Below are 13,809 nucleotides of genomic sequence, written 5' to 3'. Positions count from 1 at the left end.
ACACCCCTGCCAGGAGCCTCGCCATGCGCCGTCTCGCCGCCTTCATCGCCGCCGCCCTGATCAGCGCCCCGCTCTGGGCCATGCACTGCCCCCAGGACATGGCCAGGATCGACGAAATGCTCAAGACCGACCCGCCCTCCGACGCCGCCCTGCTGGCGGAGGTGCAGCGCCTGCGCGCGGAAGGCGAAGAACTGCACAAGGCCGGCAACCACACGGAGTCGGCCAGGGTGCTCAAGGAAGCCATCGACATGCTGCAAGCCAGCGAATGAGCCTGGCCCGGCATCAGTAAGCATCCACGCTCTTGGAACGCGGCTTTGCTTTTGGTCAACTGAAAGGCTCGAAGCATGCGGCCGCCACTCACGTCGGACGTAGGGTGTGCTGCGCGCACCTGGGACTCGCCGGAAGCACCGTGCGGCGGTGCGCACGGCACGCCCTACGGCACGAGTTCGTCCTGCCGAGTTCTCAGCTCGAATCGTCACTGGCAGAACCGATGACTCATGACCACGCCCTAAGGACGTGGCTTCTCAAGTTCAGATGAAAAAGGGCTGCACACAGCCCGGGGCCAGGGCCGGTTCAGATCACCGGCGGCTCGCGCTCCAGCAGCGACAGCGCCAGGCGGCGCACCTGCTGCAGGTCCACCGGTTTGGTCAGGCAGGCATCGGCCCCGCGCCGACGCGCTTCGGAGAGGCTGGCCTCGTCCACCGCCGCGCTCACCACCAGCACCGGTATCCCACGCAAGCGCGGAGTGCGGCGTACGTAGTCGAGCACCTCCAGGCCATCGCCATCGGGCAGGTCGAGGTCCAGCAGCAACAGTGCCGGCGTCTGGGCTTCCAGGGTCGACAGGGCGCGCCCGACCGAGCCCGCACCGCGCACTTCGGCCATGTCGCGCAGGCCTTCCTTGAGCACCTTGAGGCAGGCCGGGTGGTCTTCGACGCAGAGCACCTGGGCCAGCACCGGCGCTGCCGGGTTTTCCTGCGCAGCCCCCTGCGCCTGATTGGGCGGCGCGGCACTGGGCAGGTCGATCCAGAAGCGGCTGCCGATGTCGCGGGTGCTGCTGAAGCCGATCTCCCCGCCCATCAGCTCCGCCAGCTCGCGGCACAGCACCAGGCCGATGCCGGTGCCAGGGATGGTCGAGTTCTCGCGCCCCAGGCGCTGGAAGGGTTGGAACAGCATGGCCTGCTGCTCCTCGCTGAGTCCCGAGCCGCTGTCCGCCACCCACAGCCGGACACCGGCCGAGCGCAGCTCGTAGCCCAGGCTGACCATGCCCTGCGGGCTGTTGTACTTCACCGCGTTGGACAGCAGGTTGAGCAGCACCTGGCGCAGGCGCCGGGCATCGGCCAGGACGAAGAGCGGCGGCTCCGGCGGCGCCATCATCTGCAGGTGCAGCTGCCGGGTCTGCAACTCGGGCTGGATCAGCTCGGCGCAACCGGCCAGCAGCGGGCCGATCTCCACCGGTTTGAGCTGCAGTTGCTGGCGACGGTTCTCGATGCTCGACAGGTCGAGGATGTCGTCCACCAGGGAGGTCAGGTGGCGGCTGGCGTTGACGATCTCCTGGGCGTACTCGGCTTCCTCGCGGCGCTCGTCCTTGCCCTCGGTCTCCAGCCCGATCAACTGGGCGAAGCCGTGGATGGCGTTGAGCGGCGTGCGCAATTCGTGGCTCATGCTGGAGAGGAAGCGGCTCTTGGCCTGGCTCGCCGCCATGGCCTCGCGGCTAGCGCGGCGCAACTCGTCCTCCACCTGCTTGAGGCGGGTGATGTCCACATGGGTGCCCGCCACCAGTTGGGCGCGGCCTTCGGCGTCGCGCTCCAGCACCTTGCCGCGGCTCAGCAGCCAGGCGTACTGGCCATCGGCATCGGCGAAACGGTATTCGGCGTCGAAGTTGTCCTGGCCGCTGTCGGCGAAGAACAGCCGCAACCGGCGCACGCGCTCGACGTCGTCGGGGTGCACGCGGTCATTGAAGTCGCTGAAGCTGAGCTCGTCGGAGGGCAGGCCGAAACGCTTCACGAAGCGCCCGCTCATCTTGATCGACAGCGTGCGCGCGTCCACTTCCCAGAGGCTTTCGGTGGTGCTCTCCAGCACCAGTTCCAGGTTGCGCTGGGCCTCGACACGCTCCTCCTCGCTGGCGCGCAATTGGTCGCCGGTCTGCTGCACCGCCAGGGCCATGGACTCCAGCTCCATGATCCGGCTGCTCGGCGCCTCGGGGCTGAAGTCGCCCTGGCCGATGCGCTGCATCATCCCGGAGATGCCGGCCAGCGGCACCGAGAGTTCGTCGCTCAGGCGTCGCGAGCGGGCCCACATCCAGGCGAAGAACAGTGCATAGAAGAAGGCCAGGCCGGCGATCAGCAGGTAGCCGATCTGCTGGTAGCGTTCGGCGAGGCGGTTGGTCTCGCGGAAGATATTGGCCTCGTCCACCACCATCATCAGGCGCCAGCCGGTCTGCGGGATCTCGGTCCAGGCCACCAGTTGCTTGCGCCCGCCGAGCAGCACCTCCTTCATGTTGCCCTGGCCGGACTGCATGGCCTGGAGGATGGGCTGCATCTCGGCGTGCTTGGCCAGGTTGAAGTCTTCCGGCTTGAGCACCTCGCGGCGCACCGCCTCCTCGTAGGAGTAGCGGGTCAGCTCGCGCAGGCCGAAGTCGCGCTCCCCCGCCGCCGGCAGCGCCATGATGCTGTTGTCGCGGCTCACCAGCATGGCGTAGCCCTGCCACGGCACCTTGAGGTTGCTGATGGCGCCGAGCATCTGCCCGACCGTGATATCCAGGCCGACCACGCCTTCGAGGAAATCGTCGCGGTACACCGGCGCGATCGCCGACATCATCCAGCCCTGGCCGGCCGGGTCGAGGTAGACGTCGGTCCAGACCACCTTGCGCCCGGGGTTGTGGCCGGCGTCGGCGAGGTAATAGAAGTTGTAGTCGGGTATCACCATGTCATGGGGATACTGCTCGGGCGTCATGAAGAAGGGGTAGATGCGGTTGTAGCTGTCCCAGCTGTTGAAGTAGACCGCCGCCATCAGCGGGTCGCTCTCACGGATCGAGCGCATCAGCGGATCGAGCTGCGACAGGCGCAGCGCCTTCTCGTGATCCTGGCGCTCCACCGGCGTGCTGTTCGCATAGAAGGAGGCGGAGCGGCCGTCGTCGCTCTGGGTATAGAACACGCCATCCTCGCTGAGGCGATGGCGCGAACGCTCCAGCTCGTCGGGCTGGAAGCTGCGGTCCTGCACGGCGCGGGCGGCGCTGTCGCGGAACAACCGGGCGAGGCCCTCGATGCTCTGCAGGCGCCCGTCGATGATCTTGCCCTCCCGCACCACTGCGCTGCCGAGGTCCTCCAGCGCGCTCTGCTGCAGGTAGTCCACCTGGGCATCGCGGATCGCGCTGTTGGTCAGCAGGTAGATGGCGATCAGCACCGACTCCACCAGAATCAGCGGGATCAGCGCGCTTTGCACGAACGCACGCCATATCCACTGGCGCAACGGGTAACGGGGGGAGCGCGGCATTCGGAGGACTCGTTTGAGGGACATCCTGACAATAGCTGGCAATCATAAGCGAAGCCGGCGGACAGCCCAATTGTGCACTGACCGTCGACGCGGAGGCGCCTTTGGCGTACCATCCGCCTCCTAGCTTTACCACTAGAAGCTTTTGGGGCCGATTAGGATTCGACGCCGGTTACAAAACTCTAGGGGCATGCCGAGCTGGTAGCAGACCTCGTAAATCAGCTGCTGCAAACTTATAGTTGCCAACGACGACAACTACGGGGCGGCCCTCGCGGCCTAACCCTTCTGGTGGCTTCGGCCGCCAGCAGTCATAAGGGGATGCCTGTAAACCCGAAATGACTGTCAGATAGAACAGGATCGCCGCCAAGTTCGCTGTAGACGTAACGGCTAAAACTTATACAGCTCGCTCTGAGCACCCTGCCAGTCGGGCCGCAAAGAGCTAACTCAGTAGACTTGGCTAAGCATGTAGTCCCGAAAGCGGCGCACTGGCGGACGGGGGTTCAAATCCCCCCGGCTCCACCAAACGCAAAGCCCCTGAAGATCGCGAGATCTCCAGGGGCTTTTTCTTTGGGCGTCGAAAAGCCCCCCCTCAGCGGCAGCAAGAAGGCACGGCTACGAAGAAAAGCCCAACTCATCCACAATCAGCATCCCGCTTGGCGCCCTCACCGCCAGCTTCACCGAATCGCCCCGCACCTCCAGCACCTCGACCTCGATCCCCTGGGTCAGCAACAGCCGCATCACCTGTGTACCCAGTTTCCCATCGAGAAGGTTGATCGACACCACATCGCCCGTCCGGCAGACACCTTCATGTAGTTGCACGTGATGCACCTCCGATTTTTCCTGAGGTAGAGGACAGCACAGAGGAAGTGCAAGGGCGAGAGCGGGTGAGCGGCTTCGGAGAATTCCCTGGCAGCAAAGAAGGCAGCGCTATGCCCGGGTGCATAGGCGAAAGCGCCTGGCGAAGCCGGTGCTGGCATTCCAGCGAGCCTCTCTCTGGCCCTCTCCTTCACTCCTCCTGTGCCCCCTGCATCTCCAGGAACCGCGAAAAATCTTCGAGGTTGCTACGCGACAGCTGCACCACCGCCTCCATCAGTGCCCCTTCCCGGTACTCACCGAACCAGGGCCCGGGGAAGCCTTCCCGAAACGCAGCGTTATCCAGGATGATCTCGGCGATCACCTGAACCGTATGCAGCCTCGACTCCAACCGCTCGCGCAGTTCGCGAAGGCGACGTTGTTGAGGGGTCAGTGAAAGCAGATCGGGATCGTTCATGGCAGCACCTCTCTAGACATGGCCATATTTCTGCAGCAGCACCTCCAGCGCAGAAAATAACCCATTTTGGGATAAACCTGAAATAGGTTTATTCAAACCACCGGCCCTCGTTCCGGTGATGCCATGAAAACCATCAACTCCCCGCCCTACCAACGCTTGCTCGAACTCCTCATCGCAGCACGCAATGAGTCGGGCATGACCCAACAGCAGCTGTCAGAGAAGCTGCTGCGCCCTCAGTCCTACGTATCCAAATACGAGCGCGGTGAAAGGCGGCTCGATGTGGTCGAGTTCCTGCTGGTCGTGCAGAGCCTCGGTGCGGAGCCTTTCGCGCTCCTGCGGGAGATTCAGCCTCTGCTCGACCAGCTCGATAGGAGCCCGAAAGCCTGATTTTGGAGCGACCCATGATGAGGAGAATCGAGCAGGAATTTGCGAAGCGAAGGGCGCACCAAGCGTGCCCCCCAACACAAAAAAGCGGGAGCCCCTAAGGGCTCCCGCTTTCATTCCAGGCCCCGCTTCAGCCCATCACTTGTTGCCGGTCAGCGCCGCGTAGCTGGTCATCAGGTTGCGGTAGTCCGGGATGTGGTTGGAGCACAAGGCGGCCAGGCCTTCCACGTCGTTGCGCCAGTCGCGGTGCAGCTCGCAGGCGACGCCGAACCAGTTCATCAGTTGCGCGCCGGCCTGGCTCATGCGGTTCCACGCCGCGTCGCGGGTGATTTCGTTGAAGGTGCCGGAGGCGTCGGTCACCACGAACACTTCGAAGCCTTCCTCCAGGGCGGAGAGGGCCGGGAAGGCCACGCAGACCTCGGTCACCACGCCGGCGATGATCAGCTGCTTCTTGCCGGTGGCCTTGATCGCCTTGACGAAGTCCTCGTTGTCCCAGGCGTTGATCTGGCCCGGGCGGGCGATGTAGGGCGCGTCCGGGAACAGCGCTTTCAGTTCCGGTACCAGCGGGCCGTTGGGGCCGGTTTCGAAGCTGGTGGTGAGGATGGTCGGCAGCTTGAAGAACTTGGCGAGGTCGGCCAGGGCCAGGACGTTGTTCTTGAACTTGTCCGGCTCGATGTCGCGGACCAGGGACAGCAGGCCGGCCTGGTGGTCGACCAGCAGGACGACGGCGTTGTCTTTATCGAGACGGTTGTAGGTGAAGGGGGTCATGGTGCGTTCCTCGCTTTTCGATAAGGGGTGCCGGTTCGGCGTGGGTGTTCTCTGCTTCGTTGCAGTGGCTGACTGCATGGAGGAAAGATTAAATTTGGCACCATTGATCCGCTAGACTGCGAAAATTGCCTCTAGCGTTCTATTTAAGGAACGAAAAATACCCCCATCAATCCTCGTCACGTCGCCAGGCAAGGACCTAGGCCGGGTTCGGCATACAATTACGTGCCGGAAACGGCGATATCCGCGCCACAAGCTTGCCTGCCGATCACGAATTGAGGCCGCCATGAAAGCCACCTCCGATGAACTCCAGCACTTCGTCAGCGTCGTCGAATGCGGCTCCATCAGCGCGGCGGCCGAGCAGTTGGGCCTCACGCCCTCGGCGGTGAGCCGCACGCTGTCGCGCCTGGAGGAGAAGCTCGCCACCACGCTGCTGAACCGCACCACGCGGCGCATGGAGCTGACCGAGGAAGGCCGCTTTTTCTTCGACAATGCGAAGGAGATCCTCCAGCAGATGGAGGCCCTGGAAGAGCGCCTGGCCCTGCGCCAGCAGAAGCCCGCCGGGCGGCTGCGCATCAACGCCGCCTCGCCCTTCATGCTGCATGCCGTGGTGCCGCATATCGGCGATTTCCGCGCGCTCTATCCGGACATCCAGCTGGAGCTGAACACCAACGACCAGATCATCGACCTGCTGGAGCACCGCACGGACCTCGCCATCCGCATCGGCCCGCTGAGCGATTCGACCCTGCATGCGCGGCCCCTCGGCGCCAGCCGCCTGCACCTGGTGGCGAGCCCCGAGTACCTGGCGCGCCACGGCACCCCAGAGAGCGTGGAAGCGCTCAAGGCCCACAGCCTGCTCGGGTTCACCCAGCCGGAAAGCCTCAACCAGTGGCCGGTGCGCCACGCCTGCGGTACGCAGCTAGCGGTGCAGCCGAACCTGCGCGCCTCCAGCGGCGAGACCCTGCGCCAGCTGGCCCTGGCCGGCCAGGGCATCACCTGCCTGGCCAGTTTCATGACCGACCAGGACCTGGCCGAGGGCCGCCTGGTGGCGGTGCTGGCCGAACACATGAGCGACTACCGCCAGCCGATCCACGCGGTGTACTACCGCAACTCGCAACTGGCCCTGCGCATCCAGTGCTTTCTCGATTTCATCCAGGCGCGCCTGACCGGTTCCCGGGCCTAGCACAAATCCACCCATCCTTGGGACGGGCTTCCCGGGCCCGGAAAGCTGCTGGCAGGGCGTCTGACAGCGCGTTCAGCGACGCAGGGCCGGGCTGCTCTTGAGCATATCCAGCAGGGCATCCACCAGTTGCTCGGCCTGTTCGGCCAGGGGAAAACGCCCCGGCACCAGCAACCAGTGAGCCTGGAGCCCGTCGATATAGGCATGCAGGGTCACCGCGGCGCGGGTGCAATCCAGGCCCTCGGGCAGTTGCCCCTTGGCCACGGCATTGGCCAGGGCACGGGCAATGCGCTGGTCACATTCCTGGCTGAAGCCCTGCATTTTCTGCCGCAGGTCGCCCAGCTCATCGGTGAACTCGCATTTGTGCTGGAGTATTTCGCTGATGCGACGGCTGCGCGGGTCCAGCTCCACGCGCTTGAGCAGCCGCACCAGGAGCTGGCGCATGCGGCCCAGGGGGTCGGGCTCGTCCTCGCTCTCGCTGGCCCGCGCCAGTTCCTCGAGCGGGGTGCGCAGGCGCTCGTGCATGGCCTGGAAGACATCGACCTTGTTCTGGAAGTGCCAGTAGATCGCCCCGCGGGATACCCCCGCCTTGCTGGCGATATCGGCCAGGGAGGTGCGCGACACACCCTTGTCGTAGAACACGCGCTCGGCGGCATCGAGGATCTGGATGCGGGTCGCTTCGGCTTCTTCTTTGGTTCGTCTGGCCATGCCGGGGCGGACTCTGGGGGGCAGTGGAAGGAGTAAGGAATCGCCTCCCCATCGACACATTATCTGACAGAGAGTACAGAAGAATCGTTTACAAACGTTCACGTACGTAAGTATATTCGTTAGCAGACTAAACAATCCACCCACGCTCCCTGCATGGGTATCGCCCGCCCGGGCAAACGTATCGAACGAGGTCTTTTCAGATGCAGAAGAAGCCAGCCTTCGCAGCTATGGTTTCCGCCGTCGCTCTGGCTACGCTCACACTCGCCGGCTGCAAGGAGGCCTCCGCGCCCCCGCCCGCGCAGACACCTCAGGTGGGCATCGTCACCCTGCAAGCACAGCCCTACACCCTGACCACCGAGCTGCCGGGCCGCACCACCGCGTTCCGCATCGCCGAGGTACGCCCCCAGGTCGACGGCATCATCCAGAAGCGCCTGTTCAAGGAAGGCACCGAGGTGAAGGCCGGCCAGCAGCTGTATCAGATCGACCCGTCCGTGTATCAGGCGACCTTCAAGAGCGCCGAGGCCACCCTCGCCTCCAGCCGTTCCCTGGCCGACCGCTACAAGGACCTGGTGACCGACCAGGCCGTCAGCCGCCAGGCCTACGACGAGGCCCAGGCGTCGCGCCTGTCGGCCGAAGCCGCGCTGGAGAAGGCGCGCATCGACCTGCGCTACACCAAGGTACTGGCCCCCATTTCCGGGCGCATCGGCCGCTCCTCGGTCACCGAGGGCGCCCTGGTGAACAACGGCCAGGCCGCCGCCATGGCGACCATCCAGCAGCTCGACCCGATCTACGTCGACGTCACCCAGCCGACCAAGGACCTGCTGCGCCTGCGCCGCGACCTGGAGAGCGGCCAGCTACAGAAGGCCGGCGACAACGCCGCCAAGGTCAAGCTGATGCTCGAGGACGGCAGCGAGTACGCGCACGAAGGCACCCTGGAGTTCTCCGAAGTCTCGGTGGACGAAGGCACCGGCTCGGTGACCCTGCGCGCCGTGTTCCCCAACCCCGACCACGACCTGCTGCCGGGCATGTTCGTCCACGCGCAGCTGAGCTCCGGGGTCAAGCAGCAGGCCATCCTCGCGCCGCAGCAGGGCGTGACCCGCGACCTCAAGGGCCAGGCCACCGCGCTGGTGGTCAACGCCGAGAACAAGGTGGAGCTGCGCCAGCTGGAAGCGGACCGCACCGTCGGCGACCGCTGGCTGGTGACCAAGGGCCTCAACCCGGGTGACAAGCTGATCACCGAAGGCCTGCAGTTCGTCCGCCCCGGCGCCGAAGTGAAGACCGCCCCCGCGACCAACGTCGCCGAATCGAAGTCGGTGGACCCCGACCTGGCGAAAAGCCAATAAGGAGCGACCTTCATGTCGAAGTTCTTCATCGACCGGCCGATCTTCGCCTGGGTGATCGCGCTGGTGATCATGCTCGCGGGCGGCCTGGCCATCCTCAAACTCCCGATCAACCAGTACCCGAGCATCGCCGCGCCCGCCGTCGGCATCCAGGTCAGCTATCCCGGCGCCTCGGCGCAGACGGTGCAGGACACCGTGGTGCAGGTGATCGAGCAACAGCTCAACGGCATCGACGGCCTGCGCTACATCTCCTCGGAGAGCAACTCCGACGGCAGCATGACCATCACCGCCACCTTCGAGCAGGGCACCAACCCCGACATCGCCCAGGTGCAGGTGCAGAACAAGCTGCAGCTGGCGACTCCGCTGCTGCCGCAGGAAGTGCAGCAGCAGGGCATCCGCGTCACCAAGGCCGTGAAGAACTTCCTGCTGGTGATCGGCGTGGTGTCGACGGACGGTTCCATGGACAAGAACGACCTGTCCAACTACATCGTCTCCAACATGCAGGACCCGATCTCGCGCACCAAGGGCGTGGGTGACTTCCAGGTGTTCGGCTCGCAGTACGCCATGCGCATCTGGCTCGACCCGGCACGGCTGAACAACTACCAGCTGACCCCGGTCGACGTGAAGAGCGCCATCCAGGCGCAGAACGTGCAGGTCTCCTCCGGCCAGCTCGGCGGCCTGCCCGCCTCCCCCGGCACCCAGCTCAACGCCACCATCATCGGCAAGACCCGCCTGCAGACGCCCGAGCAGTTCGGCGCCATCCTGCTCAAGGTCAACCGCGACGGCTCCCAGGTGCGCCTGCGTGACGTCGCCCGCATCGAGCTCGGCGGCGAGAACTACGCCATCAGCGCCCAGTACAACGGCAAGCCCGCCTCGGGCCTGGCGATCAAGCTGGCCACCGGCGCCAACGCCCTGGACACCGCCAAGGCGATCCGCGAAACCATCGACCAGTTGAAGCCCTTCTTCCCCGCCGGCATGGAAGTGGTCTTCCCCTACGACACCACCCCGGTGGTCTCGGCCTCCATCGAAGGCGTGGTGCACACCCTGGGCGAAGCCATCGTCCTGGTGTTCCTGGTGATGTTCCTGTTCCTGCAGAACTTCCGCGCCACCATCATCCCCACCCTCGCGGTGCCGGTGGTGCTGCTCGGCACCTTCGGCGTGCTGGCGATGTTCGGCTTCACCATCAACACCCTGACCATGTTCGCCATGGTGCTGGCCATCGGCCTGCTGGTGGACGACGCCATCGTCGTGGTGGAGAACGTCGAGCGGGTGATGGCCGAGGAAGGCCTCTCGCCCCTGGAAGCCACGCGCAAGTCCATGGGCCAGATCCAGGGCGCGCTGGTGGGCATCGCCCTGGTGCTCTCGGCGGTGTTCCTGCCGATGGCCTTCTTCGGCGGCTCCACGGGCGTGATCTACCGCCAGTTCTCCATCACCATCGTCTCCGCCATGGCGCTCTCGGTGCTGGTGGCCCTGGTATTCACCCCGGCCCTCTGCGCCACCATGCTCAAGCCCATCGCCAAGGGCCACCACGCGCCCAAGCGTGGTTTCTTCGGCTGGTTCAACCGCACCTTCGACCGCAGCGTGAACGGCTACGAGCGCGGCGTGCGCGCCATCCTCAAGCGCAAGGCGCCGTACATCCTCATGTACCTGGTGATCGTCGCGGCCATGGCCTGGCTGTTCACCCGCATCCCCACTGCCTTCCTCCCCGAGGAAGACCAGGGCGTGCTCTTCGCCCAGGTGCAGACCCCGGCGGGCGCCAGTGCCGAACGCACCCAGGTGGTGGTCGACCAGATGCGCGAGTACCTGCTCGATGCCGAAAAGGACACCGTCAAATCCGTGTTCACCGTCACCGGCTTCAACTTCGCCGGCCGCGGCCAGAGCTCGGGCATGGCCTTCATCATGCTCAAGCCCTGGGAAGAGCGCCCCGGCGCCGAGCACAGCGTGTTCTCCCTGGCCCAGCGTGCCCAGCAGCACTTCTTCAGCTTCCGCGACGCGATGGTGTTCGCCTTCGCCCCGCCGGCGGTGCTGGAGCTGGGTAACGCCACCGGCTTCAACTTCTTCCTCCAGGACCGCGCCGGGGTCGGCCACGAGCAGCTCAACGCCGCCCGTGACAAGTTCCTCGAACTGGCGGCGAAGAACCCGGTGCTGACCCGCGTGCGTGCCAACGGCCTGTACGACGAGCCGCAATACCAGCTGCAGATCGACGACGAGAAGGCCCGTGCCCACGGCGTCTCCCTGGCGGACATCAACAACACCGTGTCCATCGCCTGGGGCGCCAGCTACGTCAACGACTTCATCGACCGTGGCCGGGTGAAGAAGGTCTACCTGCAAGGCGTACCGGAGGCGCGGATGAACCCCGACGACCTCGGCAAGTGGTACGTGCGCAACGACCAGAACGAGATGGTGCCCTTCAGCGCCTTCGCCTCCGGCGAGTGGGTGTACGGTGCGCCGAAACTGGCCCGCTACAACGGCGTGCCGGCCATCGAGATCCTCGGCGAAGCGGCCCCCGGCCACAGCTCCGGCGAGGCCATGGCGGCGGTCGAGGAGATCATCAAGCAACTGCCGGCCGGCGTCGGCTACTCCTGGACCGGCCTGTCCTACGAGGAGCGCCTCTCCGGCGCCCAGGCGCCGGCGCTCTACGCGCTGTCGCTGCTGGTGGTGTTCCTCTGCCTGGCGGCCCTGTACGAGAGCTGGTCGATCCCCTTCTCGGTGATGCTGGTGGTGCCCCTGGGCATCCTCGGTGCGCTGCTGTTCACCAGCATGCGCGGGCTCTCCAACGACGTGTTCTTCCAGGTGGGCCTGCTGACGACCATCGGCCTCTCGGCGAAGAACGCGATCCTCATCGTCGAGTTCGCCAAGGAGCTGCACGAGCAGGGCATGAGCCTGTTCGACGCCGCCATCGAGGCGTGCCGCATGCGCCTGCGCCCGATCATCATGACCTCGCTGGCGTTCATCCTCGGCGTGGTCCCCATGGCCATCTCCAGCGGCGCAGGCTCCGGCAGCCAGCACGCCATCGGCACCGGCGTGATCGGCGGCATGCTCACCGCGACGGTCCTGGCGATCTTCTGGGTCCCGCTGTTCTACGTACTGGTCTGCTCGCTGTTCAAGGACAAGCGCAGCAAAGACGAACTGACCAAGGAGGCCGCCGAATGAGGCAGTCCCTGCTGACCCTCGCCATCGCCAGCGTCCTGCTCGGTGGCTGCTCGCTGATCCCCGACTACCAGCGCCCCGAGGCGCCGGTGGACGGCGCCTGGCCCCAGGGCGAGGCCTACACCGCCAACGGCGCGACCCAGACCGAGGTGGCCGCGCCCGACCTCGGCTGGCGCGAGTTCTTCAAGGACCCGGCGCTGCAACGCCTGGTGGAGACCGCCCTGGCCAACAACCGCGACCTGCGCGTCGCCGCGTTGAACATCGACGCCTACCGCGCGCAGTACCGCATCCAGCGCTCCGAGCTGTTCCCCAGCGTCTCGGCCGACGGCAGCGGCACCCGCCAGCGCCTGCCCGCCGACCTCTCCAGCAGCGGTCGCGCCACCACCAGCGGCCAGTACTCGGCCACGGTGGGCGTCAGCGCCTGGGAGATCGACTTCTTCGGCCGCCTGCGCAGCCTCAACGAGCAGACCCTGGAGCAGTACTTCGCCAGCGAGGAAGCCCGCCGCAGCACGCAGATCAGCCTGGTGGCCAGCGTCGCCAACGCCTACCTGACCCTGCAGGCCGACCAGTCGCTGCTCAAGCTGACCCGCGACACCCTGAAGACCTACCAGGAAAGCCTCGCCCTCACCCAGCGCAGCTTCGACGTCGGCGTCGCCGATGCCCTGGCGCTGAGCCAGGCGCGCACCGCCGTGGAAAGCGCCCAGGTCACCCTCGCGCAGTACAGCCGCCTGGTGGCCCAGGACCGCAACGCCCTGGCCCTGCTGCTGGGCAATGGCGTCCCCGGCGACCTGCCGCAAGGCGAGGTACTGGGCGACGACCAACTCGCCGAAGTGCCCGCCGGCCTGCCGTCCGAACTGCTGCAGCGCCGCCCGGACGTGCTCCAGGCCGAGCACCAGCTCAAGGCCGCCAACGCCAGCATCGGCGCCGCCCGCGCCGCGTTCTTCCCCAGCATCAGCCTCACCGCCAATGCCGGGACCAAGAGCGCCGAGCTCTCCGGCCTGTTCGACGGGGGTTCCGGCAGCTGGCTGTTCCAGCCGCAGATCAACCTGCCGATCTTCACTGCCGGGCGCCTCAAGGCCAACCTCGACTACGCCGAGGTGCAGAAGGACATCCAGGTGGCGCAGTACGAAAAAGCCATCCAGACCGCCTTCCAGGAAGTCGCCGACGGCCTCGCCGCCCGCACCACCTTCGAGGAGCAGCTCACCGCCCAGCGCAACCTGGTACGCACCTCCGAGGACTACTACCGCCTGGCCGAGCGCCGCTACCGCACCGGCGTGGACAGCTACCTGACCCTGCTCGATGCCCAGCGCCAGCTGTTCAGCGCACGCCAGCAACTGATCAGCGACCGCCTCAACCAGCTCACCAGCGAGGTCAACCTGTACAAGGCCCTCGGCGGCGGCTGGAACGAGCGCACCACCAGCGCCCAGGCGGCACCGACCACCCCGCAATCCTGATTCGCGTGTCCAGGCCCATGGATTGGGCCACCCTTGCTGCGCGAGGCCCCCATCGGACTTGATGGGGGC

11 protein-coding genes and 1 other RNA gene are annotated in these 13,809 nt (G+C 65.9%); 7 read left to right on the top strand and 5 right to left on the bottom strand.

All coding sequences use genetic code 11. The features are described from left to right. Positions 1-23: 23 nt before the first annotated feature. On the top strand, positions 24-269 hold the full coding sequence (locus tag WFQ67_RS28645) for a hypothetical protein (RefSeq protein WP_213626354.1): 246 nt from the start codon (positions 24-26) through the stop codon (positions 267-269). 304 nt (positions 270-573) lie between these two features. Here the strand turns inward: WFQ67_RS28645 and WFQ67_RS28640 are convergent, their stop codons facing one another. Continuing rightward, the gene (locus tag WFQ67_RS28640; RefSeq protein WP_213626355.1) at positions 574-3,492 is read right to left on the bottom strand and encodes an ATP-binding protein; all 2,919 of its coding nucleotides are present in this window, start codon (positions 3,490-3,492) and stop codon (positions 574-576) included. Between the two features lie 144 nt (positions 3,493-3,636). Here WFQ67_RS28640 and ssrA point away from each other — a divergent pair. Further along, positions 3,637-4,011, top strand: a transfer-messenger RNA (tmRNA) gene (ssrA, locus tag WFQ67_RS28635). Positions 4,012-4,101: 90 nt separating this feature from the next. On the opposite strand, the gene WFQ67_RS28630 is transcribed toward ssrA, so the two are convergent. After that, entirely contained in the window at positions 4,102-4,308 is a 207-nt protein-coding gene (locus WFQ67_RS28630) for a hypothetical protein (RefSeq protein WP_337058867.1), read from the bottom strand. Between the two features lie 187 nt (positions 4,309-4,495). Continuing rightward, on the bottom strand, positions 4,496-4,759 hold the full coding sequence (locus WFQ67_RS28625; protein ID WP_213626357.1) for a hypothetical protein: 264 nt from the start codon (positions 4,757-4,759) through the stop codon (positions 4,496-4,498). A gap of 123 nt (positions 4,760-4,882) precedes the next feature. On the opposite strand from WFQ67_RS28625, the gene WFQ67_RS28620 reads away from it, so the two are divergent. After that, complete coding sequence (locus WFQ67_RS28620) at positions 4,883-5,146, top strand: helix-turn-helix domain-containing protein (protein ID WP_337058866.1); 264 nt, start codon at positions 4,883-4,885, stop codon at positions 5,144-5,146. A gap of 135 nt (positions 5,147-5,281) precedes the next feature. Here WFQ67_RS28620 and ycaC read toward each other — a convergent pair whose 3' ends face one another. Continuing rightward, complete coding sequence (ycaC, locus tag WFQ67_RS28615; RefSeq protein WP_213626361.1) at positions 5,282-5,911, bottom strand: isochorismate family cysteine hydrolase YcaC; 630 nt, start codon at positions 5,909-5,911, stop codon at positions 5,282-5,284. Positions 5,912-6,194: 283 nt separating this feature from the next. Here ycaC and WFQ67_RS28610 point away from each other — a divergent pair, with 283 nt between their 5' ends. Next, positions 6,195-7,091, top strand: a complete 897-nt coding sequence (locus WFQ67_RS28610) for a LysR family transcriptional regulator (protein ID WP_337058865.1) — start codon at positions 6,195-6,197, stop codon at positions 7,089-7,091. A gap of 72 nt (positions 7,092-7,163) precedes the next feature. Here the strand turns inward: WFQ67_RS28610 and WFQ67_RS28605 are convergent, their stop codons facing one another. Next, a complete protein-coding gene (locus WFQ67_RS28605) occupies positions 7,164-7,796 on the bottom strand; it encodes a TetR family transcriptional regulator (RefSeq protein WP_173171687.1) in 633 nt (210 codons plus the stop codon). A gap of 200 nt (positions 7,797-7,996) precedes the next feature. Here WFQ67_RS28605 and WFQ67_RS28600 point away from each other — a divergent pair, with 200 nt between their 5' ends. Genes WFQ67_RS28600 through WFQ67_RS28590 form a run of 3 tightly spaced genes read left to right on the top strand, consistent with a single transcriptional unit; the run spans position 7,997 to position 13,740 of the window. Beyond that, positions 7,997-9,139, top strand: coding sequence for an efflux RND transporter periplasmic adaptor subunit (locus WFQ67_RS28600; RefSeq protein ID WP_173171685.1), 1,143 nt, complete (start codon positions 7,997-7,999; stop codon positions 9,137-9,139). Between the two features lie 12 nt (positions 9,140-9,151). Then, the gene (locus WFQ67_RS28595; protein WP_173171683.1) at positions 9,152-12,289 is read left to right on the top strand and encodes an efflux RND transporter permease subunit; all 3,138 of its coding nucleotides are present in this window, start codon (positions 9,152-9,154) and stop codon (positions 12,287-12,289) included. Then, positions 12,286-13,740 (top strand): AdeC/AdeK/OprM family multidrug efflux complex outer membrane factor, encoded by a 1,455-nt coding sequence (locus WFQ67_RS28590; RefSeq protein ID WP_263151299.1) that lies wholly within the window; start codon positions 12,286-12,288, stop codon positions 13,738-13,740. The genes WFQ67_RS28595 and WFQ67_RS28590 overlap by 4 nt, the downstream gene beginning before the upstream one ends. The last annotated feature ends 69 nt before the right edge of the window (positions 13,741-13,809 follow it).

The sequence above is a fragment of the Pseudomonas sp. USHLN015 genome, assembly GCF_037153275.1.
Lineage (GTDB): Bacteria > Pseudomonadota > Gammaproteobacteria > Pseudomonadales > Pseudomonadaceae > Metapseudomonas > Metapseudomonas tohonis.
Note: the sequence above shows the minus strand (reverse complement) of the source record. Positions and strands in the feature narration are given on the sequence as shown.

Bases quoted from the DNA above. Each gene is read 5' to 3' on its own strand.
- WFQ67_RS28645 (WP_213626354.1), top strand. From the start codon at position 24: ATGCGCCGTCTCGCCGCCTTCATCGCCGCCGCCCTGATCAGCGCCCCG.
- WFQ67_RS28640 (WP_213626355.1), bottom strand. From the start codon at position 3,492: ATGCCGCGCTCCCCCCGTTACCCGTTGCGCCAGTGGATATGGCGTGCG.
- WFQ67_RS28625 (WP_213626357.1), bottom strand. From the start codon at position 4,759: ATGAACGATCCCGATCTGCTTTCACTGACCCCTCAACAACGTCGCCTT.
- WFQ67_RS28620 (WP_337058866.1), top strand. From the start codon at position 4,883: ATGAAAACCATCAACTCCCCGCCCTACCAACGCTTGCTCGAACTCCTC.
- ycaC (WP_213626361.1), bottom strand. From the start codon at position 5,911: ATGACCCCCTTCACCTACAACCGTCTCGATAAAGACAACGCCGTCGTC.
- WFQ67_RS28610 (WP_337058865.1), top strand. From the start codon at position 6,195: ATGAAAGCCACCTCCGATGAACTCCAGCACTTCGTCAGCGTCGTCGAA.
- WFQ67_RS28605 (WP_173171687.1), bottom strand. From the start codon at position 7,796: ATGGCCAGACGAACCAAAGAAGAAGCCGAAGCGACCCGCATCCAGATC.
- WFQ67_RS28600 (WP_173171685.1), top strand. From the start codon at position 7,997: ATGCAGAAGAAGCCAGCCTTCGCAGCTATGGTTTCCGCCGTCGCTCTG.
- WFQ67_RS28595 (WP_173171683.1), top strand. From the start codon at position 9,152: ATGTCGAAGTTCTTCATCGACCGGCCGATCTTCGCCTGGGTGATCGCG.
- WFQ67_RS28590 (WP_263151299.1), top strand. From the start codon at position 12,286: ATGAGGCAGTCCCTGCTGACCCTCGCCATCGCCAGCGTCCTGCTCGGT.